Annotated in this window: 17 protein-coding genes; 10 read left to right on the top strand and 7 right to left on the bottom strand. The window is 63.7% G+C overall.

Annotated elements, in window-relative coordinates; all coding sequences use genetic code 11:
• Positions 1–78 precede the first annotated feature (78 nt).
• The 5 genes from NTA49_RS03735 to NTA49_RS03755 all read left to right on the top strand — a co-directional run bounded on the left by NTA49_RS03735 (position 79) and on the right by NTA49_RS03755 (position 5,528).
• The gene (locus tag NTA49_RS03735; RefSeq protein ID WP_258293315.1) at positions 79–1,188 is read left to right on the top strand and encodes a carboxylate-amine ligase; all 1,110 of its coding nucleotides are present in this window, start codon (positions 79–81) and stop codon (positions 1,186–1,188) included.
• A gap of 69 nt (positions 1,189–1,257) precedes the next feature.
• On the top strand, positions 1,258–2,400 hold the full coding sequence (locus NTA49_RS03740) for an acyl-CoA dehydrogenase family protein (RefSeq protein ID WP_258293316.1): 1,143 nt from the start codon (positions 1,258–1,260) through the stop codon (positions 2,398–2,400).
• Positions 2,397–3,449 (top strand): enoyl-CoA hydratase/isomerase family protein, encoded by a 1,053-nt coding sequence (locus tag NTA49_RS03745; protein WP_258293317.1) that lies wholly within the window; start codon positions 2,397–2,399, stop codon positions 3,447–3,449. The genes NTA49_RS03740 and NTA49_RS03745 overlap by 4 nt, the downstream gene beginning before the upstream one ends.
• A 3-nt stretch (positions 3,450–3,452) precedes the next feature.
• Complete coding sequence (gene mmsB, locus NTA49_RS03750; RefSeq protein ID WP_258293319.1) at positions 3,453–4,325, top strand: 3-hydroxyisobutyrate dehydrogenase; 873 nt, start codon at positions 3,453–3,455, stop codon at positions 4,323–4,325.
• Positions 4,326–4,397: 72 nt separating this feature from the next.
• Positions 4,398–5,528, top strand: a complete 1,131-nt coding sequence (locus NTA49_RS03755; RefSeq protein WP_258293320.1) for an AI-2E family transporter — start codon at positions 4,398–4,400, stop codon at positions 5,526–5,528.
• 34 nt (positions 5,529–5,562) lie between these two features.
• Here NTA49_RS03755 and uvrA read toward each other — a convergent pair whose 3' ends face one another.
• Positions 5,563–8,442 carry an excinuclease ABC subunit UvrA gene (gene uvrA, locus NTA49_RS03760; RefSeq protein WP_258293321.1) on the bottom strand — a complete coding sequence of 960 codons (2,880 nt, stop codon included), beginning with the start codon at positions 8,440–8,442 and terminating at the stop codon, positions 5,563–5,565.
• A 216-nt stretch (positions 8,443–8,658) separates the two neighbouring features.
• Between uvrA and NTA49_RS03765 the strand changes: the two genes are divergently transcribed.
• Positions 8,659–11,100, top strand: a complete 2,442-nt coding sequence (locus NTA49_RS03765; RefSeq protein ID WP_258293322.1) for a vWA domain-containing protein — start codon at positions 8,659–8,661, stop codon at positions 11,098–11,100.
• Here the strand turns inward: NTA49_RS03765 and NTA49_RS03770 are convergent.
• The 6 genes from NTA49_RS03770 to NTA49_RS03795 form a co-directional block, all read right to left on the bottom strand.
• Complete coding sequence (locus NTA49_RS03770) at positions 11,090–12,259, bottom strand: MFS transporter (protein WP_258293323.1); 1,170 nt, start codon at positions 12,257–12,259, stop codon at positions 11,090–11,092. The genes NTA49_RS03765 and NTA49_RS03770 overlap by 11 nt on opposite strands.
• A 161-nt stretch (positions 12,260–12,420) precedes the next feature.
• Positions 12,421–13,815, bottom strand: a complete 1,395-nt coding sequence (gene lpdA / locus NTA49_RS03775) for a dihydrolipoyl dehydrogenase (protein WP_258293324.1) — start codon at positions 13,813–13,815, stop codon at positions 12,421–12,423.
• Between the two features lie 104 nt (positions 13,816–13,919).
• Positions 13,920–14,516 carry a DUF924 family protein gene (locus NTA49_RS03780; protein ID WP_258293325.1) on the bottom strand — a complete coding sequence of 199 codons (597 nt, stop codon included), beginning with the start codon at positions 14,514–14,516 and terminating at the stop codon, positions 13,920–13,922.
• Positions 14,517–14,641: 125 nt separating this feature from the next.
• Complete coding sequence (locus tag NTA49_RS03785; protein WP_258293326.1) at positions 14,642–15,928, bottom strand: MFS transporter; 1,287 nt, start codon at positions 15,926–15,928, stop codon at positions 14,642–14,644.
• A gap of 103 nt (positions 15,929–16,031) precedes the next feature.
• Complete coding sequence (gene queA, locus NTA49_RS03790) at positions 16,032–17,108, bottom strand: tRNA preQ1(34) S-adenosylmethionine ribosyltransferase-isomerase QueA (protein ID WP_258293327.1); 1,077 nt, start codon at positions 17,106–17,108, stop codon at positions 16,032–16,034.
• Positions 17,109–17,118: 10 nt separating this feature from the next.
• Positions 17,119–20,571: a YhdP family protein gene (locus tag NTA49_RS03795; RefSeq protein ID WP_258293328.1), complete on the bottom strand. Its 3,453-nt coding sequence runs from the start codon at positions 20,569–20,571 to the stop codon at positions 17,119–17,121.
• Positions 20,572–20,652: 81 nt separating this feature from the next.
• Between NTA49_RS03795 and NTA49_RS03800 the strand changes: the two genes are divergently transcribed.
• The 4 genes from NTA49_RS03800 (at position 20,653) to NTA49_RS03815 (ending at position 23,978) form a co-directional block, all read left to right on the top strand.
• Positions 20,653–21,114 carry a peroxiredoxin gene (locus NTA49_RS03800; protein WP_258293329.1) on the top strand — a complete coding sequence of 154 codons (462 nt, stop codon included), beginning with the start codon at positions 20,653–20,655 and terminating at the stop codon, positions 21,112–21,114.
• Between the two features lie 11 nt (positions 21,115–21,125).
• Positions 21,126–21,935 (top strand): ferritin-like domain-containing protein, encoded by an 810-nt coding sequence (locus NTA49_RS03805; RefSeq protein ID WP_261368142.1) that lies wholly within the window; start codon positions 21,126–21,128, stop codon positions 21,933–21,935.
• Between the two features lie 200 nt (positions 21,936–22,135).
• Complete coding sequence (locus NTA49_RS03810; RefSeq protein ID WP_258293331.1) at positions 22,136–23,467, top strand: M23 family metallopeptidase; 1,332 nt, start codon at positions 22,136–22,138, stop codon at positions 23,465–23,467.
• Positions 23,457–23,978, top strand: coding sequence for a bactofilin family protein (locus NTA49_RS03815; RefSeq protein WP_258293332.1), 522 nt, complete (start codon positions 23,457–23,459; stop codon positions 23,976–23,978). The genes NTA49_RS03810 and NTA49_RS03815 overlap by 11 nt, the downstream gene beginning before the upstream one ends.
• Positions 23,979–24,008 lie beyond the last annotated feature (30 nt).

The following is a 24,008-nucleotide window of genomic DNA, read 5'->3' on the forward strand; positions in this document are numbered from 1 at the left end:
CTGCCGCACCGCCAATCCTGAGGGGGCGGGCAGGTCATCGTGCCCTGCCCCCACCGCCAATCCTGAGGGGGCCTGCCCGTGCAATCCGACTTTACCATCGGCATCGAAGAAGAATATCTGATGGTCGATTGCGACAGCCTGCGCCTGTCCGACACACCTCAGGCGCTGATGGACGCCTGCCGCGAAGAATTGCAGGATCAGGTCTCGCATGAATTTCTGCAATGCCAGATCGAGGTCGGCACCAAGGTCTGCCGCACTACATCCGAGGCGCGCGACGACCTGCGCCGCCTGCGCAGCTGCATCGCCAAACATGCCCGCGACCACAACCTTGCCCCCCTCGCCGTGTCCTGCCACCCGTTTTCGGACTGGAAGAACCAGGAACACACCAGCAAGGCGCGCTATAGCGACCTGAAGCAGGACTACGAAGCCGTCGCGCGCCGCATGTTGATCTGCGGGATGCACGTGCATGTGGGCATCGACGACGAAAACCAGCGCATAGACCTGATGCCGCAGCTTTCCTATTTCCTGCCGCACCTGCTGGCGCTGTCCACCTCATCGCCGTTCTGGCAGGGCGACGACACCGGCCTTGCGTCCTACCGGCTGTCGGTGTTCGACAACATGCCGCGCTCGGGCCTGCCTCCGAAATTTTCCAGCTGGGCCGAGTACACGCGCACCACTGGCACGCTGATTGAACTGGGCCTGATCGAAGACACCAGCAAGATCTGGTGGGATCTGCGCCCGTCGGACAAGTATCCCACGCTCGAGGCGCGCATCTGCGACGTCCAGCCACGGTTGCGCGATACCATCGCACTGGCCGGACTGACGCAGGCGCTGGTGCGAATGTTGACCCGGCTGCGCGACGCCAACCTGCGCTGGCGTGAATACGACCGTTTCCTGATCGCCGAAAACCGCTGGCGCGCGCAGCGCTATGGCGTGACCGAGGGGCTGATCGACTTCGGCGACCGCTCGATCAAACCGTTTCACGCCTTGCTGGACGAGTTGATTGCATTGGTCGCCGAGGATGCCGAGGCTCTGGGCGCGCTTGACGATATCGTGCGGCTGCGCGATGTCGTGACGCATGGGACAAGCGCCAGCCGCCAGCGCGCGGTGTTCGACGCCGCCCCCGAAGGTGAAGGTGGCGACGCCGTCGTGCGCCACCTGATCGAAGAATTTCATGAAGATCTGTAAGGTGACGAGAAGCGCCAGACAGACAATGCAGACCACATGCGCCATCGCGCGCATCCGGGAGGAGACCCAATGGATTTCGCACTGACAGAAGAACAATCGGCCATCTTCGACATGGCCTACGGCTTTGGCCAGGACGCCATCGCCCCCCACGCCCGCACATGGGAAGCCCAAGGCACCATTCCCAAGGAGCTGTGGCCGCAAGTGGGCGAACTGGGCTTCGGCGGGCTCTACGTCTCCGAAGAATCCGGCGGCGCGGGGCTCGGCCGTCTCGACGCCACGCTGGTATTCGAGGCGCTCAGCATGGCCTGCCCGTCGGTCGCGGCGTTCCTGTCGATCCACAACATGTGCGCGCGGATGATCGACAGCTTTGCCAGCGACGACTTCAAGGCGCGGGTGCTGCCCGACGTGCTGACGATGCAGACCGTGCTCAGCTATTGCCTGACCGAACCGGGATCAGGCTCGGACGCCGTGGCGCTGAAAACGCGCGCGGAGCGCACCAACGAAGGCTATGCCCTGAACGGCACCAAGGCGTTCATCTCGGGCGGCGGCTATTCCGACGCCTACGTCTGCATGGTGCGCACCGGCGACGCAGGCGCGGGCGGCGTCAGCACCGTCTACGTCGAGGACGGCACCGAGGGGCTGTCGTTCGGCGCGCTCGAGGACAAGATGGGCTGGCGGTCGCAACCCACGGCGCAGGTGCAGTTCGACAACTGCAACATCTCCGCCGACAACCTGATCGGTGAAGAAGGCAAGGGTTTCAAATACGCGATGATGGGTCTGGACGGCGGCCGCCTGAACATCGCCGCCTGTTCACTGGGGGCCGCGCAGACCGCGCTGACCTCGACACTGAACTACATGGGCGAGCGCAAGGCATTCGGCCAGCCGATTGACCAGTTCCAGGGCCTGCAATGGCGGCTGGCCGACATGGAGATCGAACTTCAGGCCGCGCGGGTGTTCCTGCGGCAGGCCGCGTGGAAACTGGACCAGGGCGCGCCCGATGCGACCAAGTTCTGCGCGATGGCCAAGAAGTTCGTGACCGAAGCCGGGTCTAAGGTCGTCGACCAATGCCTGCAACTGCACGGCGGCTATGGCTATCTGGCCGACTACGGCATCGAAAAGCTGGTCCGCGATCTGCGGGTTCACCAGATCCTCGAAGGCACCAACGAGATCATGCGCGTGATCGTCGCCCGCGACATGTTGAAAAACCGATGAGCGATATTTCGATCAGAACGGTCGGCGTCGCCGGGCGCATCACCCTCACCCGCCCCAAGGCGCTGAACGCCGTGACCTACGAGATGTGTCTGGCCATCGAAGACGCCCTTGACCGCTGGCGCGACGACGCTGCGGTGCAATTGGTCATCATCGACGCCGAAGGCGACCGCGCGTTCTGTGCCGGTGGCGACATCGCCGATCTATACGCATCCGGCCGCAAGGGCGATTTCGCCTATGGCCGAAAGTTCTGGGCTGACGAATACCGTCTGAACGCCAAGATTTTCACCTATCCCAAGCCTGTGGTCAGCTTCCTGCAAGGCTTCGTGATGGGTGGCGGTGTCGGCATTGGCTGCCACGGCTCGCACCGGATCGTCGGCGAAAGCAGCCAGATCGCCATGCCGGAGGTCGGCATCGGCCTGATCCCGGACGTGGGCGGCACGCTGATGCTGGCGCTGGCACCGGGGCGTGTGGGCGAATATCTGGGAACCACCGCCGCGCGCATGGGGGCGTCGGATGCAATTTTTGCAGGCTTTGCAGACACCTACATCTCGGAGTTGAAGTGGCCTGAATTGATCGCGGAGCTGGAATCCAGCGGCGATATCACCCTGCTGGACGCCGCTGCGGAAAAACCGGATGCGGGACCAGTCGAAGCGCAGCAGAACGACATCGACCGGCATTTCGGCGGCGAAGCCTTGGGCGATATCCTGCGGTCGTTGCGCTCCGAAGACAGCGAGTTCGCCCGCGATACGCTGAAATCACTGAACCGTAACAGCCCGCTGTCGATGGCCTGCACCATCGAGGCGCTGCACCGGTTGCGCGGCCCGTCCCTGACCATCGAAAAAGCGCTGGACCTGGAATATCGCTTTACCGCCCGCGCGATGGAGCACGGCGATTTCCTTGAAGGTATCCGCGCCGCGATCATCGACAAGGACCGCAGCCCGAACTGGCAATATGCGGACACGGACGTGCCGCCAAGTGCTGTCAGCAAGATGCTGCGCCCCTTGGCAGACACGGCACTGAAACTGGGCTTTGAAACTGGGAGGAACTGAGCAATGAAGATCGGATTTATCGGCCTTGGCAACATGGGCGCGCCGATGGCGGCCAATCTGGCCAAAGCGGGCCACGAGGTCACGGGCTTTGACGTGGCGGGCACCACCGCCGAAGGGGCGGCGATTGCAAACACCATCGACGCCGCCGCGACAGGCATGGACGTGGTTATCACCATGCTGCCCAACGGGGCGATCCTGCGCGATGTGGCGGGCCAGATCATCCCGCTGATGTCCAAGGGCGCCTGCTTCATCGACTGCTCGACCGTAGACGTCGACAGCGCCCGCGCCGTCGCGAAAGACGCTGAAAACGCGGGGCTTCTGGCTGTCGATGCACCAGTTTCGGGCGGCATCGGCGGCGCGTCGGGGGGCACGTTGACCTTCATGGCGGGCGGCAGCGTCGCGGCCTTCGAGAAGGCCAGGCCGCTCTTCGACATCATGGGCCAGAAGGCCGTGCACTGCGGCGAAGCGGGTGCCGGTCAGGCCGCCAAGATCTGCAACAACATGATCCTGGGCGCGACCATGATCGCCACCTGCGAGGCCTTTGCACTGGCCGACAAGCTGGGGCTGGAACGGCAAAAGATGTTCGACGTGGTCAGCACCTCGTCGGGGTACTCGTGGAGCATGAACGCCTATTGCCCTGCGCCCGGCGTCGGGCCGCAATCGCCTGCGGACAATGACTATAAACCGGGGTTCGCAGCCGAATTGATGCTGAAGGACCTGGGGCTGAGCCAGCAAGCCGCCGAAGCTGCCGATGCGGACACGCCCATGGGCAAGCTGGCCCTGTCGCTCTACAAGGGTTTTGTCGAGGATGAAGACGGAAAAGGCAAGGATTTCAGTGCCATGCTTCCCCGTTTTGCGGCGCGGGGCCGTGGCTGAAATTTTTCGCGGAACCAATAGCCGTGCAAGTGCGTTGTTCCCCAGACCAGACGTCCGGGGGACACCAAAATCATGAACCAAAAATCAGTGGCTCTGCCGCTCATCGGGATATTCCTGATCCTGTTGACCTATGGTCTGGTTCATGCAGCGTCCTTCCTGATCCCCGTCACCGCCGCCATTCTGGCTTACTTCGTGCTCAGCCGTCCGCGACGCGGGCTTGAGCGGCTGGGTGTGCCGAGCGGGCTGGTCGCCTTCGGCTTTACCGCGCTGATCATCACCCTGATCGCGCTTTCAATGCTCTATTTCTCGTCGCCCGTCAGCAAGATGGTGCGCGACGTTCCTGCGGTGGTCGAAGACCTGCAAGACCGGATCGGCACGGCAGAGAACGGCACGCTCAAGGCAGTGGCGGAGGCTGCTGAAGCCGTCGATGAGATGATGGAGAATGACGACGACCCGACAGAGCAGGAAGCGATGGAGGTGGAAGTCGTCGAAAAAACGACACCCGCGCGTCACATCCTGACCCTTGCGCCGCAACTGCTGAGCCAGCTTTTGTTTGCAGTGCTGCTGCTGTTCTTCCTGCTCAGTTCCGGCGATTTTTTCCTGCAACGCGCCATCGAGAACATCGCCCGCACCGAAGACAAGAACCGCGCGCTGGAGATCGTGGCCACCATCGAGCGCAGGCTGGGCCGCTATCTGGGCGGCATCACCCTGATCAACGCAGGTCTGGGGCTGACTGTCGGGGCCGCGATGTATGCGATGGGGCTGAACCAGTATATCGCGATCGGGGTCATGGCCTTTGCGCTGAACTTCATCCCCTATTTCGGCGGCTTGGCCGGGGCCTGTATCGCGGCGCTGATCGCGTCCTCGCAATTCGGGGCGATCTGGTCGCCGCTGCTGGTGTTCGCGGTCTACATGGCCTGCACCGGCGTCGAGGGGCAGTTGGTCACGCCGCTCCTGATCTCGCGCCGGATGCATCTGAACGCGCCGGTGCTGTTTCTGGTGGTCGCCTTCTTTGCATATATCTGGTCGGTGATCGGGATGATCGTGGCGGTGCCGCTGCTGATCGTCGCCAAGATCATCCTGGACGAGATCGAGCCGATGCGTCATCTGGGCCGGTTCCTGGGCGATGCGCAGGACGCCCAGTCGGCGGACGAGGTCAAGGCGGACATCAAGATCCTGAAACGCGGCGCGAAGGTCAGATAGGCCCCCGCGCCGACTTTTTGCTGATGCAACCGCCCTACTCGGCGGCGACCTTGCGCGCCTGCAACATCGGTTTCAGATAACGGCCCGTGTGGCTGGCCGCGACTTCGGCGACCTCTTCGGGCGTACCGGTGGCCACCACATGCCCGCCGCCATCGCCGCCCTCGGGGCCGATGTCGATCAGGTGGTCGGCGGTTTTCACCACGTCCAGGTTATGCTCGATCACCACGACCGAATTGCCCTGATCCACCAGTTCATGCAGCACTTCCAACAGCTTGCGGACGTCCTCAAAGTGCAGGCCGGTGGTCGGCTCGTCGAGGATATAGAGCGTGCGGCCCGTGGACCGGCGCGCCAGTTCCTTCGACAGCTTGACCCGCTGCGCCTCGCCGCCCGACAGGGTCGTCGCCTGCTGCCCGACCTTGATATAGCCCAGACCCACGCGCATCAGCGCGTCCATCTTCTCGCGGATCGACGGCACCGCCTGAAAGAACGTCTGCGCGTCTTCCACGGTCATGTCCAGCACGTCGGCAATCGACTTGCCCTTGAACGTGACCTCAAGCGTTTCGCGGTTATAGCGCTTGCCCTTGCAGGTTTCGCATTCGACATAGACGTCGGGCAGGAAGTGCATCTCGATCTTGATGACGCCGTCGCCCTGGCACGCCTCGCAGCGTCCGCCCTTGACGTTGAAGCTGAAACGCCCCGGTTTGTAACCGCGCGCCTTGGATTCCGGCAGGCCAGCGAACCAGTCGCGGATCGGGGTGAAGGCCCCGGTGTAAGTCGCTGGATTTGAACGCGGAGTCCGTCCAATCGGCCGCTGGTCGATGTCGATGACCTTGTCCAGATGCTCAAGCCCCTTGATCGTCTCGCAGGGGGCCGGTGTCTGGCGCGCGCCATTCAAGCGCATCGAGGCGGTCTTGAACAGCGTCTCGATGGTCAGCGTGGACTTGCCGCCGCCCGACACACCGGTGACGCAGACGAATTTGCCCAGCGGAAAATCGACAGTGATGTCGTGCAGATTGTTGCCAGACGCCTTGACCACCTTCACCGACTTTTTCTTGCCCTTGCGCCGGGTCGTGGGCACGGGGATCTCGCGCACACCGGTCAGATACTGGCCGGTGATGCTGTCGGGGTTGGCGGCGATCTGGTCGGGTGTGCCGTGGGCCACAACGCGCCCTCCGTGCACCCCTGCACCCGGACCGATGTCAAAGACGTAATCCGCCTCGCGGATTGCTTCCTCGTCATGTTCGACCACGATTACGGTGTTGCCCTGATCGCGCAGGTTTTTCAGCGTGCCAAGCAGCCGGTCGTTGTCGCGCTGGTGCAGACCGATGGACGGCTCGTCCAGCACATATAGAACGCCGGTTAGGCCGGAGCCGATCTGGCTGGCCAGCCGGATACGCTGGCTTTCGCCACCCGACAGCGTGCCGCTGTTGCGGCTGAGGGTCAGGTACTCAAGGCCCACGTTGTTCAGGAACCCCAGCCGCTCGCGGATCTCCTTGAGGATGGCGCGGGCGATCTCGTTCTTCTGGGCGCTGAGGTTCTCAGGCACGGTTTCGCACCAGGCAAAGGCCTCGCGGATCGACATCTCGACCACCTGCCCCGCATGCAGCAATTCGTCGGGCTTTTCGGACGGGCCGATCTTCACCGCCAGCGCCTCGGCGCGCAGACGGTAGCCGTTGCAGGTGCCGCAAGGGCGGTTGTTCTGATAGCGCTCGAACTCTTCGCGGACCCAGTTGCTGTCGGTCTCGCGGTAGCGGCGTTCCATGTTGGGAATGACGCCCTCGAACGTCCGGGTCACCGAATAGACGCGCCCGCCCTCGTCATAGCGGAAGGGGATTTCGTCCTTGCCAGAGCCGAACAGGAACACCTGTTTGACGTGCTCGTCCAGGTCTTTCCACTTGGTCTGCGCGTCAAATTCGTAATGCTTTGCAATGGCTTCGATGGTCTGCATGAAATAGGGCGACTTGCCCTTGCGCCACGGTGCCAGCGCGCCGTCATAAACCTTGAGGTTCTGATCCGGCACCACCAGCCGTTCATCAAAGAACAGCTCGACACCCAGGCCGTCGCAATCGGGGCACGCACCGAACGGCGCGTTGAACGAGAACAGGCGCGGCTCGATCTCGGGGATGGTGAAGCCGCTGACGGGGCAGGCAAATTTCTCGGAAAACGTCATGCGCTCGGGCTCGCCCTCGGCCGGGGCGGTTTCCAGAATGGCGATGCCGTCGGCCAGATCAAGCGCGGTGCGCAGGCTGTCGGCCAGTCGCGTCTCCAGCCCTTCGCGGACCACGATACGGTCGACGACCACATCGATGTCATGGCGAAATTTCTTGTCCAGCGTCGGCGGTTCGTCCAGATCGTAGAACGCGCCATCGACCTTGACCCGCTGAAAGCCCTGCTTGCGCAACTCGACGAATTCCTTGCGGTATTCGCCTTTGCGGTCGCGGATAATCGGCGCCAGAAGATAGGCGCGCGTGCCCTCCTCCATCGTCATGGTGCGATCGACCATGTCCTGCACCTGCTGCGCCTCGATGGGCTTGCCGGTGGCGGGCGAATAGGGCGTGCCGACACGCGCGAACAGCAGCCGCATGTAGTCATAGATCTCGGTCACGGTGCCCACGGTCGAACGCGGGTTCTTCGACGTGGTTTTCTGTTCAATGGAGATGGCAGGCGACAGGCCACTGATGTGGTCCACGTCGGGTTTCTGCATCATATCAAGGAATTGGCGCGCATAGGCAGACAGCGATTCTACATAGCGGCGCTGCCCTTCGGCATAGATGGTGTCGAACGCCAGCGACGACTTGCCAGACCCCGACAGCCCGGTGATCACCACCAGCTGGTCGCGCGGAATGTCCACGTCGATGGATTTCAGATTGTGCTCGCGCGCGCCGCGCACTTCGATGTGTTTCTGCTCAGCCATATCCGCCCCAAGGGTTAACGATCTGTACATAGGTGGCCTTGGTGGATTCTCCAATGCTTAAAACGGAACCAATCGGGAACATGGCCGCATTGCTGACAGGATTTGTCAGCAAGCGCCCTGAATGACGGGAACGGCATCAGGGGGTAGACCTGTTCAAAGATGCGTGATCTGCTTGACGCATATTGAACGGTACATTTTCCCAAGGGGGGTTTGAACATGCGGTATCTGCTCGCGGTCATCTCATTTGTGGGTCTGCTTGCGCAGCCGGTTCTGGCGCAGGATCGCCCAAACACCATTCTGGTTCTGGACGGATCGGGCTCGATGTGGGGGCAGATCGACACGCTCGCCAAGATCACCATCGCGCAGGATGTCGTGACCGGCCTCTTGTCCACGATCCCGCCAGAGCAGCAGTTGGGGCTGGCAGTCTATGGCCACCGCACGCGCGGTGATTGCACCGACATCGAGGTCATCGTGACCCCCGGCCCCGACACCCGCGCGGCCATCGGGGACGCCGTGCGCGCGATCAAGCCGCTGGGCAAAACGCCGATGACCGACGCGGTAATCGCCGCCGCCGAGGCCCTGCGCTATACCGAGGAAAAGGCCACCGTCATCCTGGTCTCGGACGGGATCGAGACCTGCAACCCCGACCCCTGTGCCGCCGCGCGCCTGCTGGAAGAGGCAGGGATTGATTTCACCGCCCATGTGATCGGCTTCGACGTGACCGACGCCGAGGCACTGGCGCAGATGCAATGCCTCGCCGAAGAGACCGGCGGCACCTTCCTGACCGCCGCCAATGCCGACGAGCTGACGGCAGCGCTGACCACGGTTGCAGCGACGCCCGAGCCGGAACCTGTGCCGGTGCCTGCACTCCTGCGTGCGGTTGAGGGAGACGCCGACGCGCCGCTGCTGGATGACCCGGTGCTGTGGACCGTGACCGGACCGGACGGCACCGCCGTGACGACAGACCAGCAGGCGAACCCGCTTGAATTGGACCTGCTGCCCGGTGCTTATCAAATCATCGCCTACCGCGTGCAGGCCGAAGCCGAGAAAGAGGCGCAGTTGCAGGTGGTCGCGGGCGCGGATGCCACGCTGACCGTGGTATTCGAGAAACCCGCCGTGACGGCGACGCTGGACGCCGCTGAAACGGCTGCGATGGGCGACACCATTCCGGTCACATGGAACGGCCCCGACAGCGAAAGCGACTATATCGGCGTCGGTGACCCGCAGGCCGACAGTGACCGGCCCGTCACCTACAGCTATGTGCGCGACGGCAATCCCGTCGAATTGCAGATGCCGCCCAGCGAGGGCGCATACGAGTTGCGCTATTACCAGAAAGACGGCACCATCATCGGGACGCGGCCCATCACGGTCACGCCCGTGGCGGCCACGCTTGATGCATCCGAAACCGCAGCAGCCGGATCAACGCTCGACGTGGCGTGGAACGGGCCGGATTACAAAAACGACTTCATCGCGATCGGTGCACCGGGCGAAACCTACATCAACTACACGTACACCCGCGAGGGCATGCCCGCACCTCTCGTCATGCCGACCGAGCCCGGCACCTACGAGCTGCGCTATGTGATGAACCAGGACCGCACCGTTCTGGTCACCCGCAAGATCGACGTGGTCGAGGTGATGGCCAGCGTGACACCCCCATCCGAGGCTGTCGCGGGCGCGGTGGTGCCGGTGCCGTGGCAGGGACCGGATTACAAGAACGACTTCATCGCCGTGGGCAAACCCGGTGAAAAGTACACCAGCTATGAATACACCCGAAACGGCACGCCCGCGCAGTTGCGGATGCCGACGGAACCGGGCGACTATGAGGTCCGCTATGTCCTGAACCAGGACCGCGAGGTGATCGCCACCGCGATGATCACCCTGACGGACGTGGCGGCCAGCGTGTCGCCCCCATCCGAGGCTGTCGCGGGCGCGGTGGTGCCGGTGCCGTGGCAGGGACCGGACTACAAGAACGACTTCATCGCCGTGGGCAAACCGGGCGAGAACTACACCAGCTATGAATACACCCGTAACGGCACGCCCGCGCAGTTGCGGATGCCGACGGAACCGGGCGACTACGAGGTCCGCTATGTCCTCAACCAGGACCGCGAGGTGATCGCGACTGCGATGATCACCCTCGAAGCGGTCGAGGCACAGTTAACCGCGCCGCAGGATGCGCGTGTGGGGGCCACCCTGCCCGTCCCATGGGAGGGCCCGGATTACAAAAACGATTTCATCGCCATCGGCGCGCCGGGGGAGAAATATACAGGCTACACCTACACCCGCGATGGCAGCCCTGCTCAGGTGCGGATGCCGTCGCTGCCCGGCACCTACGAGTTGCGCTATGTGCTGGATCAGGGGCGCCGCGTGATTGCGACCTTACCGGTCACCGTCTCGGACATCACCGTGACCCTGAATGCGCCGATCAACGGACAGGCGGGCACCACGGTTGCGATCCCCTTCGATGGGCCGGGCTATGCGCGTGACTATATCGGCATCGGCGCGCCGGGGTCGGACGATTATGTAACCTATGTCTATGCGAAAAAGGGCGAGGTTGCGCAGTTGAAGCTGCCCGATGTTCCCGGCGCATACGAGCTGTTTTACGTGATGGACGCAGACAGGCGGGTGATGGCCCGCCAGCCCTTCACCGTCACGCCGTAGCCGTATTGCGCTGTGCCGCCAGCGTCAGGTGCAGCAGCAATCCGGCCAGAAACGCCGCCCCTGCCAGCACCGGCAGGGCGGTGTAGCCCATACCCGCCAATGCCGCCGCCATCACCGGCGTGCCCAGCGTGTTGCCCAGATTGCCCATCTGCGCCATCGCGCCGTTTGATTGCGCCTGGGTCTCTGCCGTGTCGTTCAACTGCGGTACGGCGGCAAAGGTCGCACCCTGGATCAGCCCCATCGCAGCCGCCAGCGCCAGACAGGCCACAGGCAGGCCCGGTTGCAGCCACAGCCAGCCGATCGCCAGCACGCTGGTGCCAAAGCCCAGACAGACCACCCAGACCGCACTGCGATGCGCCAGCAACCACACGCCCAGCGTCATCGACACCACAATCGACATCAGCGGCATCGCCCCCATCACCAGCGCGCGCATCTCGGCGGGGATATAGGGCGGCAGAACCGTCAGGATCGACACGAAACAAAACGTATAGAACAGCCAGCCCAGCCCCGGTGCCGAAATGCGCGCCGAGCGGTAGATGGTCACGTGGTCGCGCAGCACCTGTCCCAGCGACAGCGGCGTGTCCGGCCCCTGCCCCGGCAGCTTGCGCAGCCAGACCATCAGCACCAGCGCAAACCCCGCCAGATAAAGGCTATGTGCCACGAAGAGCGCAGGCACGCCCCACGCGGCCACCAGCGGCAGCCCGCCCCATGTCAGCACCGCGAAGGCCACGCCAAAGAACGTGCCCCACAGGGTCAGCGCCCAACCGCGATCCTTGGGGGCGGTGATCTGCGCGATCAAGGTGGGAATGGCGACGACCAGCCCCAGATGCGACAACCCCTCGATGGCGCGCAAGGCCAGAAACCAGTGGAACGACGGCATCGTCGCCTGCACCACCGAGACCACGGCCCCCAGCCACAGCGACAGCAGCAGCGCACGACGATAGCGGATGCGCGCCACCACGATGCCCGCCACAACGCCGAAGATGATGCCGAGCAAGCCCACCAGAGACACGGCCCAGCCTACCGCAGCGCCCGCATCGGGGTAGATCTGCGGCAGCTGGTCGAAGATCACGCTGATCTTGCCGTATTGCGCCGCAGCCCCCAGCCCCGCGCCCCACAGGGCAAGGACAAGGGCGACGGGGGTGCGGGTGCTGGTCATGAAGCGCGCTTTCGCAAGGACTGGAACGCGACCGTTCTGACAGAGAGCGAGGGGCCGGGAAAGGGGTTTGAGCCTGCGCCGCCCACGACCCGTCAAAAACGCGAAACCGCCCGCAGTGGTCGGCTGCGGACGGTTCAGTTGCCGCCGGGCATGGCCCAGCCTTACATGTGGATCACACGCCCGTAAGCGTCGAGCACGCTTTCGTGCATCATCTCGCTAAGCGTCGGGTGCGGGAAAACGGTGTTCATCAGGTCTTCCTCGGTGGTCTCCAACTGACGGCCCACGACATAGCCCTGGATCAGTTCGGTCACTTCCGCGCCGATCATGTGCGCACCCAGCAGTTCCCCGGTCTTGGCGTCGAAAACGGTTTTGACCATCCCCTCGGCCTCGCCCAGGGCAATCGCCTTGCCGTTGCCGATGAACGGAAAGCGCCCGACCTTGACGTCATAGCCCAGTTCCTTGGCCTTGGCCTCGGTATAGCCCACCGATGCGATCTGAGGATGGCAATAGGTACAGCCCGCGATGCTTTCGGGTTTCACTGGGTGCGGGTGCATGCCTGCCATCAGTTCGGCCACCATCACGCCCTCGTGGCTGGCCTTGTGCGCAAGCCAGGGCGCGCCCGCAATGTCACCGATGGCATAAAGCCCCTCGACCCCGGTGCGGCAATATTCGTCCGTCACGACATGGGTGCGGTCGATCTTGACGCCCAGTTCTTCCAGCCCCAGGTTTTCGACGTTGCCGACGATCCCCACGGCGGAAATCACCGTGTCGAACTCTTGCGTCTCGACCTTGCCGCCGACTTCGATATGGGCGGTCACCTTGCCCTTGGCACGGTCCAGCTTATTGACCATGCCCTTCTGGATGATCTTCATGCCCTGCTTTTCAAACTGCTTCTTGGCGAACTTCGAGATTTCCTCGTCCTCGACCGGCAGCACGCGGTCCATCACCTCGACGACGGTCGTGTCGGCCCCCAGCGTATTGTAGAAGCTGGCGAATTCGATGCCGATGGCGCCCGAGCCGATCACCAGCAGCTTCTTCGGCATCCGCTTGGGATCCAGCGCGTGGCGATAGGTCCAGACCAGATCGCCGTCGGCTTCCAGACCGGGCAGTTGCCGCGCGCGCGCACCTGTGGCCAGAACGATGTTCTTGGCGGCAAGCTCCAGCGTGTCCTTGTCGGTCTTGACCTTCACCTTGCCCTTGGCGGGCAATGTCGCCTCGCCCATGAACACCGTGATCTTGTTCTTTTTCATCAGATGGCCGATGCCGCCCGACAGTTGCCCCGCCACCTGACGCGAGCGTTTGACCACGGCAGGCAGATCGAAACCGACATTCTCGGCCTTCAGCCCGAACTCCTTGGCGCGGTGCATCAGGTGGAAGACCTCGGACGTGCGCAACAGCGCCTTGGTCGGGATGCAGCCCCAGTTCAGACAGATGCCGCCCAAGTTCTCACGCTCGATGATGGCCACTTTCATGCCCAGCTGTGCGCCACGGATCGCGGCGACATACCCGCCGGGGCCTGCGCCAATCACGATCAGATCAAAGGATGTCTCGGCCATGTGGGTCCTCGCTTGGCTGCGCTATGGGATATAGTTTAGCGTTAAACCATATCCCATCATGTCACAACCGCAAGGTTCCGCTTCGCCGGGTCTTCAGGCGGCCCTCAGGCGGCCTCGGTCTGTTCAAGCCCGCGCACCGTGCTGCTGTAACCGCCATCTTTCATATAGGACGCCTCAAGCGCGGTCGAACTGCGGCCAAGCGCTTCGTTGCGATAGGGAAAACGGCCGAACTTGCGGATCACTTCGCGGTGCGCGCGGGCGTGCAGCAGGTTGCTGTCGCCATTGCCCATCCGTTCGCACATCAGACGCACGCAGCGGTCCTGATCGCACAGGTTTTCCGAATGCATCAGCGGCAGGTAGAAAAACTGCCGTGCGGGCGGATCAATGCGCAGATCCCAGCCCCTGTCGATGGCCGACTTGGCCGCCGCCTTGGCGATGCGGTCACTGGCAAAGGCCTTGCCCTCGCCCCGGAACATGTTGCGCGGGAACTGGTCGGCCAGAATGATATAGGCCAGCGTGCCGTTGGGATAGGTCAGCCAAAGCGAGAAGTGACCGGCGCAAAGGTTTTCCCATGCGTCGAGGAACCGGTCGCGGATGCGGGCATCTAGGTCTTCATCGACCTTGTACCAGTCCGCGGGCGTGCATTCGTCCAACCAGAAATTCAGGACGTCGTCCGGCGTCACTTCGGTGTGCTGGGCCATGGGTTGCTCCGTTTGTGCCTGCTCTGCCGCATCACTGTTAAAGTTTTGTAACAGCGGTGCAATTCACGAAATGCGACAGCCGCGACATAAAAGCGGCAATGTTGTCCGGTTGCTCAGGTTTCGACCTATACGATCTCCTGATTGTCGGCGTCTTCCTGCTGCTCCTGTGCCGCCTCGGCGGCCTCGATCGCCCATTCCTGCGCGAACTCCAGACCGACGACGGTGGTGCCCGCAGGCGACATCGCGACGAACGATCCGGTCTCGTCCACCGGGATCGCCGCGCGCTGGGTCGAGCGGTAGATCGCATAGACCACCAGCGCCGCGAACAATACGGCGGTGAACAGATAGAACCCGCCCGGTCCGATCTGGTCCATGAGCCAGCCGGTGATCAACGGCCCCGCGACGGCCCCCAACCCGTTGATAAAGATCATGCCCCCCGATGCGGCGGCCATATCCTCGGGCTGCAAGAAGTCGTTGGTGTGCGCGATCAGCAGCGAATAGAGCGGGTTCGACATGCCCCCGACCACAAAGGCCGAGATCAGCAGCATGGTGAAATCCGCGCCCATGAGCATCCCCAGGATCGAGCCCGCGCCGCCGATGGCACTGACGCCCACGATCAACAGACGGCGGTCCATGCGGTCCGACATCCAGCCGATGGGATACTGCAGCACCACCGCGCCGACAAAGAACATCGCCACGAAGGTCGAGATCTGCGCGATGCTCAGACCCGCCTGCGCGCCGTAAACCGACGCCATGCCGAACTGTGCCGAGAACACGCCGCCGAGCAGAAACATGCCGACGCAGCCCAGCGGCGAGAAGTTGACCAGCTCGCGCAGCGACATCGGCTTGGTGGTGTCAAAGGCCGGTGTCGGGCTGATCGACAGCAGAATCGGCGTGATGGCCAGGCTGACCAGCACCGACGGGATCACGAAAAGCACGTAGCCAGACGGGTCCGCCGTCACCAGCAGCGCCTGAGACGCCACGATGCCCAGCGTCTGCACGATCATGTAAAGCGACAGCGCCTGACCACGGTTCTCATTGGTCGCCGCATTGTTCAGCCAGCTTTCCGCCGTCACGTACACGGCCGAGAAACAGAACCCGATCAGCACCCGGCCCAGCGTCCAGGCCCAGGGTTCGGCCAGTGTCGGGTACATGATCATCACCGCCGAGATCATCGAGGCCAAGGCCGCGAACACGCGCACGTGTCCCACCCGCCGGATCATGTTGGGGGCCATGCGGCTGCCGCCCAGGAACCCGACGAAATAGGCCGACATGACAATCGACATCTCAAGGGTCGAAAACCCTTCGATGGCCCCACGGATACCCAGCAAGGTGCCCTGCATCCCGTTGCCGACCATCAACAGGCCCATACCGAACAAAAGCGCCCATGCACTGGAAAGAATTGAAATCATGATGCGCTCCGATTGATGTCGCGAGTGTGGCTGGTGCTGCGGTGGTGTGGAGTGTCGCCCCCCTGTCACACGCCGGGGTGGTGTCGTCGGGGCCGAAAACGACTTATTGCGGTCTATTTAGGGCGTCTGCCCCGAGGGGAAGCAAAAGCGACGCATCGCCATAGCTGAAAAAGCGATAATTTTCCGTTATCGCATGGGTGTAGATTTCGCGGATGCGCTGTTGCCCGATCAAGGCCGAGACCAGCATCATCAGCGTCGATTTCGGCAGGTGGAAATTGGTCATCAGACCGTCCGCCACCTGAAAGTCGAAACCGGGATAGATGAAGATGTCGGTCGTGCCCTCCCAGGGCTGCACGGCCCCATCGCGCGCGGCGCTCTCGATCAGGCGCAGCGCTGTGGTGCCCACCGGGATCACGCGCCCGCCCGCCGCCTTGGTCGCGGCGATCTCGGCGGCGGCATCAGCGCTGACATGGCCCCATTCGGCGTGCATCTTGTGGGTGGTCACATCGTCCACCTTGACCGGCAGGAAGGTGCCAGCGCCCACGTGCAACGTGACATGGGTGAACGTCACGCCCATCTCCGCCAGTTCCGCCAGCAGCGCGTCATCGAAATGCAGCGAGGCGGTGGGGGCCGCAACGGCACCGGAATGGCGCGCCCAGACGGTCTGATAGTCCTCTTTGTCCTGCGCATCGGCGGGGCGTTTGGCGGCGATATAGGGCGGCAGCGGCATGGCACCCGCCTCGGCCAGTGCCGCGTCGAAATCGTCGCCCGTCAGATTGAACCGCAGATGGCCCTGTCCGTCCTCTGTGCCCTCCATCGTGGCGCTCAGCACGTCAGAAAACCGAACGACCTCGCCAATTTTCAGCTTTTTCAAGGGCTTGACCAGCGCCGACCAAGTGCCATCGGCGCGCGACTCCAGCAGCGTGACCTCGATCCGCGCCTCTGTCGCCCCCTGTGCCGAAACCCGCGCGCGTGTGCCCGACAGCCGCGCGGGGATCACCCGCGTGTCGTTCAGCACCAGCCGGTCGCCCGCGCGCAGCCATGCGCCCAGATCGGAAACATGCGCGTCGTGGATGTGGTCCGCATCGGCCACCAGCAGACGCGCCGAGGTGCGCGGCACCGCAGGCCGTGTCGCGATCAACGCGTCGGGCAGGTCAAAATCAAAGTCAGTCAGTTTCATGACGCAGCCCTTAGCGTCCATAATTCGGGCTATCAAGGCGTTCTCGCCGCCGCTCCAACGGTGATACCTCGGTTTCGGGCGGGGCGAAGGCCTCGGGTGTGACACCCCCGCTCGGACCTGGGGCTGCCTCCACCTCCGGCAACTCGGGCGGCGGGCGGCGGAAGATTTCGCGAAACAGCCCCGGCGTCAGCGCCGACAACGGATTGACGCTGACCCTCGGTTTTGCCGCAGGGCCGGTCAGGGCATAGTTGAACCCGATCAGCCCCTCGCCCTTGCGGGTAAAAATCGCGCCGATCCCGTTCAGCAGATAGACGGGCGAGACCACGCCCTGCATGTCCAGGGTCTTGTCGTTCAGATTGTAAATGCCGTCCATCGAGATGCCCAGGGACGGGCCCGTGGCGCTGGCCTTGGTCAGGGTCATGCGGTTGGGGGTCAGGCGGAAAGACCCCTCGACGTTGTTGAAGACGATGCCATCGCCGCTGAGTTGCTCCAGCAGTCCGACAATCGAAATCGCCGCCAGCAGGTCTGCGATGGCTGGCGCATCCTTGACGCGGGTATTGCGGATGGTCAACTCACCGTCAAAGGCGCCATTTTGCCCGACGGGCAACAGCGTCAGGTTCAGATCGCCGCCGCGCGCGTTCTGGATGATCCCTGCCGACGCCACGACCCCGCCTGCGTCCTGCGATGTCACCCGCACCGCGCTGCGCCCCTTTTGCGGCACCACGCGGCCCGCGACCTCGGCACCGCCGTTGATCCTGCCGGTAAAGCTGCCGTCAAGACCGTTGGTGGTGGTGAACCGGCCCTGCATGCCGGTCAGCGCGATGGTGTCGGTGATCCGCAACTCGTTCAGGGCCAGGACCAACGGGCCCGCCGACTGGCCGCTGCCCCCCGCCCTGTCCGAGCCGAAGTCGGCGGTGCGCAGGTCGATGGTGCCGCCAAGCACCCGGATTTCGGGTGCGACGTTGCGGCCACGGCCCACGATATCGACAGGGGCATTCATCCAGCCCCCCACCCTGACCTGCGAGAAACTGGCCCGCTCCAGGGTGCCTTGGGCGGTCAGCGTCACCCGGCCTGTGGCCTGCAACCCGGCGGCGTTCAAGGCGATCGAGGTGACTTCGGGCCGCGTGCCCAGCGTCGCCGCGACACGCAGGGTGCCCGGTGTCGCCGCCGCCTTCGACCAACCCAATGGCGCCAGCCGCATCGACAGCCCGCGCAGGTCCGACGTCAGCACCATGCGCGGCGCGCCGCCGCCCTTTGGCAGATCGACGACAATCTCGCCCACGCCCTTGCCCCGGATCGACCCCGGCGGCAGGGCGATATTGAACTCGTCCAGCGTGGCCTGCGATATCTCGACGGTGCCGCGCACCTGGCTGCCGCCCTTCGCCTCGACGCCCAAGGGCTGGTCCCAGGTCACGTCAAAAGGCACGGCACCCAACAGACCCTGCCCCGCAACACGCACCCCGTCGGACGATGCGCTGAGGGTCAGAGCACTTGCCGAAAGCACTTCGTTGGGCACCAGCGCGTCGGTGCGCACATCGCGCAACTGACCGCTGACCGAGAATGTGACATCCCCCGGTTCCTGCTTTTTCTTCAGCGCAAGGTCGATGCTGCCCTCCAGCGCCACCCGCCCGTCCGCCAGCCCCACGGGCAGACCCGCCTTGCCCATCACCCGCAGCGGCTCCTGATCCAGCAGCGACAGGGCGGCGGTCACGGTGCTGTCCGTCTCCAGCCGCGCAATGGCGGGCGCGCCATCCTTGACTGTGACATCGGGAATGATGAACGACGACCCGCCCATGCCCACGCGCCCGCCTTCGGGGGCGGTGACAAAGCCATCGTCGATCGACGCCACGAACCGGTTGCCAAGCAGGCTGGCATGGCCCGAGGCAGAGCGGATCGGCGGCATCGTCTTCATGAACTGCACATCGGCATCGGCGAAATCGAAGCTCAAATAGCTTTCCATCCGCTCGTTCGGCACGCCGCGCAGGGACACGTCGACCTCTCGCAGCTCTCCGGCCAGCAGGTTCTGTTCCACCCAATCCCGCGTCTTCACGATCAGCTTTTCCGGCCAGAGCGCCAGCAGACGGTCGGGGGCCATCTCGTCCAATTGCGCATCCAGCGCGAACCGCCAGCCATCGCTTTCGGCGGCAAAATTGCCCTTGGCGCGCAGCCACTGCCCCTGATCCGACACCAGCATCTGCCCCAGCGTGATGCGGAACGGGTTCAGGTCCAGCCGGAAATCCAGATTGGCCCCGTCCAGCACCACCGGCGCGTCATAGAGATCACGCGGGTTGAACCGCAGGTCAGAGGCCGCGAACTGCCCGATCAGCGTGTCGACCTGCGCCCCTTCACCGTCCAGACCGCCGACGATGGCCTGACCTTCGGCGCGGGCGGTGATCCACTTGCTGACCACGCTCAGCTCGTCAAAGCGCAACACGCGCGAGGACGGATCGTAGTTGAAATAGGTCCGCGCCGACTGGAACGGGATCGGGCGGGTCTCGTTGTTGGGCTGCACCACGCCCTGCCCGATGCGCAGGGTGGCACTGATCGGGGCCAGCGCGCCATTGGCCTGCACCCCCGACCGCAACGCGCCCGAAATAGGCGCGCGCAGGGCATCGAGCCAGGCAAACGCAGGCCCCTGTGCCGCGATGTCGGCGGCGGCCACATCGGCCAGCGTCACGCCGAAGTCCGCAATGGAAGAACCCACGCGGCTGGCATAATTCGCCTCAAGCGTGGCAACACCCGTGCCCCCCGACAGCAGCGCCAGATCAGCCGAAGCCGTCAGTTCACCGCCCGTAACGGCCAGGCGCAACCGCCCGCCATCTGCCGTCCACGCACGGTCGGCGCGCGCATCTTCATAGCGCAGGGTCACGCCGTAGATATCCGCGCTGGTCAGCGCCTCAAGCTGGGGGGTGACCAATGCGTCATCCAGCGCGGCAATCAGCCCCGGCACCGAAAAGGCCCGCGCGTCGTCGGTGATGAACCCCTGCCCACCATAAAGCGTCACCTTGCCCTCGGCGTCGCGGCGCAGGGTGACGAACAGGCCGGACATCTCGATCGTCTTGGGCACCGCCTGCCCCGACAACAGCGGGCGCATGGCAAGGCTGGCCTCCAGCTCGGAAAAGCTGACGATCTCGGCCCCGGTCGCGGTGCTCAGCGTCACATTGCGGATGCGCGCACGCGGGCGCCAGCCCTTGTTGACCACGATCTCGGCCTCGTCGAACGTCAGGCGCGGACCGCCCAGCACCGCGTTCACCCGCGTCTCGATCCGCTCTTCCAGCCAGACGGGGGCGGCAATCGGCTTGCCCACCAGCACGGTGATCAGGATCGCCGCAGCCACGCCAATCAGTCCCGCCAGCACAAGCGTGCCCAGCCCCACATGCTTGGCGATGCGGCGCTTGCGGCCCGTGCGTTTGACCTTTGGCAGGTCCGCCGGGTTGGAATTTGATGACTTGCTGTCGGTCATCTCTTTATTCTTGCTGCTCCAAAGCTACTATGACAGTCAGTTTCGCGCATGCCCAGCCGGGCCAGTATGACAAGGACCGTCATGATAGAAGTAGCTTCCCCCGCCCCCGATTTCACCTTGCCGCAAACCGAAGGCCCGGATGTCACGCTGTCTGCCCTGCGTGGTGCCCCTGTGGTTCTGTTCTTTTATCCAAAGGACAATACGCCGGGCTGCACCAAGGAATCCATTGCCTTTTCCGAACACATGCAAGCCTTCGCCGACGCGGGCGCGCAGGTCTATGGCATTTCCAAGGACAGCCTGAAGAAACACGCCAATTTTACCGCAAAACACGACCTGACAGTGCCGCTGTTGTCGGATGAAAACGGCACGGTTTGCGAAGATTACGGCGTGTGGAAGGAAAAACAGATGTATGGCAAGACATTTCTGGGGATCGAGCGGACCACGGTCCTGATCGCCGCCGATGGCACCATCGCGCGCATCTGGCCCAAGGTCAAAGTGCCCGGCCACGCCGAAGAGGTTCTGGAGGCGGTGAAGGCCCTGTGACGACCGCACAGATGATGCCGCTGGCGCATATGGCCGACGCAGTTCTGCGCTGCGGCGATGCGCGGGAAAAGACCGCCCTCTCGCGCAAGCTGGCCGCGCAGTGGCAAGCCGCGCGCGCCGCCGGGGAAACCCCGCAGATCGGCACCGCCAGCCCGCCGATGCAGCCTGCGCGGCCCGCGCGCCCCGAACTGCTGGCACCGCGCGACGTGCCCCACCGCAAACCCGGCAGCCCCGAGGGGCGCATCGCCCTGCTGCACGCCGTCGCACATATCGAGCTGAACGCGGTCGACCTGCACTGGGACATCATCGCGCGGTTTTCGCACGTGCCGATGCCGATGGGGTTCTTTGACGACTGGGTCAAGGCTGCCGACGAAGAATCCAAGCATTTCAACCTGATGGCGGACTGTCTGGAAGAGTTGGGCAGCCACTATGGCGCTCTGCCCGCCCACGCAGGCATGTGGCGCGCCGCCGAAGACACCGCCGACGATCTGATGGGTCGTCTGGCCGTGGTGCCCATGGTGCTCGAGGCGCGGGGGCTGGACGTGACGCCCAACATGATCCGCATCTTCAAACAGGCCAAATCCGACAGCGCAGTTGCCGCACTCGAAACGATCTACGCCGAGGAAGTGGCCCATGTCGCCTATGGATCGAAGTGGTTTCACTTTCTGTGCGGACGCGAAAACGCCGACCCGAAGGAGGTGTTCCACAGCCTTGTGCAGCGCTATTTCCACGGCGCGCTGAAACCGCCCTTCAACGAGGAAAAGCGCGCCGAGGCAGGCATCCCGCCCGACTTTTACTGGCCCTTGGCGGTTTCTACCTGAGGTATGCCAACCTGAGCCCCACCTGCTAAGTCGAAATATTTAAGCGGTTTTTTGCCCAATATTGCAACGAATCCCCACGAAAGCCCCAATCGTCGGCCAAAGCGGTTGCCCGATTGAACTGAGGTGTTTATGCAACGGCCCAAGGGCGTATGTGTTGGGGAATGCCGCGCCTGTTTGGGATGGGAAAAAGGACGGGCAACTTGCGCACACGTCTCGCAATCAAATTCGATGCCGCGCTCGAGCGGTGGTTTCCAGAGCGCAGGGTCTTCCTGAAGTCTGACACGGACACGCGTTTCATACGCTTGCGTCCGGTGACGCAACTGGTCGCCTTCACCGGGTCGTCGCTTTTGGTGGCCTGGGCCATCATCGCCACCGCGATCATCCTGATGGACAGCATCGGGTCGGGCAACTTCCGCGAACAGGCCAAACGCGACCAGCGCACCTATCAGGCGCGGCTGAACGATCTGGCCGGTCAGCGCGATGTACGTGCCACCGAAGCCCATGCCGCACAGGAACGGTTCAACGCCGCCCTCACCCAGATTTCCGTGATGCAATCCGAACTGCTGGAAAGCGAAACGCGCCGCCGCGAGCTGGAGACCGGGATCGAAGTGATCCAGTCGACCCTGCGCGGCACGATGAAAGACCGCGAAGCCGCGCGCGACCAGGTCGTGGCCCTGACAGAACAGATGGGCACCGACGGCACCGGACTGGCGATGGCCGACAGCGGTGCAGGCGCGCCGATGGATTTTGTGGCAACGGCCCTGGCCGAAACCGCAGCCGAACGTGACCAGATCGCCCGCGACGCCGAAGACGCGCTGCTGGCCGCGGACGAGCTGACCGAACAGATCGCCCTGATGCGCGACCAGAACGACGCGATCTTCCGCCAGCTCGAGGATGCGATGACCATTTCCGTGGCGCCCTTGGACAAGATGTTCCGCGCCGCCGGGATGCCGACCAAACAGATCATCGACCAGGTGCGCCGTGGCTATAACGGTCAGGGCGGCCCGCTGACGCCGCTGTCGTTCTCTACCCGTGGCGAAGAGCCCAGCCCCGACGCCCTGCGCGCCAACCGTCTGCTGAACCAGATGGACACGCTGAACATGTACCGGATCGCCGCGCAAAAAGCGCCCTTCGCCACGCCGGTCAAGAATTCCTTCCGCTTCACATCCAGCTTCGGCTATCGCCGCGACCCCAAGACGGGCGGTCGCCGCATGCACAAGGGCGTCGATTTCGCCGCCCCCACCGGCACGCCGCTTTATGCGACCGCCGATGGCGTTGTCGTCCATTCGGGCTGGTCCTCGGGTTACGGCCGTCTGGTGAAAATCCAGCACGAGTTCGGAATCGAGACACGCTATGCCCACATGTCGAAACTTCGCGTCAAAGTTGGCCAAAGGGTCTCGCGCGGGGATCGTATCGGTGATATGGGAGCCTCTGGACGGGTGACCGGCACGCACCTGCATTACGAAGTCCGCGTTGGCGGCAAAGCTGTAAACCCCATGATCTATATCAAGGCTGCAAACGATGTTTTCTAAGAGCAAAATCAACGAACCCGGACCCAAGGACGACGCCGCCAAGCCCAGCAGCACTGCGGTTCCCGCAAAGCCTGCGTCCGGCACCGGCACCTCAAGCGAATTCAAGGCCAGCGCCCCCAAGGCAAAACCGCCCGCGTCGGTTCTGTCCGCTGACCTGCACATCACCGGCAATCTCAAGACCACCGGCGATATCCAGGTCGAGGGCACAGTGGAAGGCGACATTCGCGCCCACCTGCTGACCATCGGCGAAACCGCGACGATCAAGGGCGAAGTCACCGCCGACGACGTGGTGATCAATGGCCGCATCGTCGGTCGCGTCCGTGGCCTGAAGGTGCGTCTGACATCGACCGCGCGGGTCGAGGGCGACATCATCCACAAGACCATCGCAATCGAAAGCGGCGCGCATTTCGAAGGCTCAGTTCAGCGTCAGGACGACCCGCTGAACCCCGGTGGCAGCAAATCGGCACCTGCCGCTGCTCAGGCCAAACCGCAAGGCCAGCCGCAGGAATAAGCCTTTCTGCACTAAACACCAACGGGCGTC

It is taken from the genome of Pseudosulfitobacter koreensis, from assembly GCF_024733015.1.
GTDB classification, from domain to species: domain Bacteria; phylum Pseudomonadota; class Alphaproteobacteria; order Rhodobacterales; family Rhodobacteraceae; genus Pseudosulfitobacter; species Pseudosulfitobacter koreensis.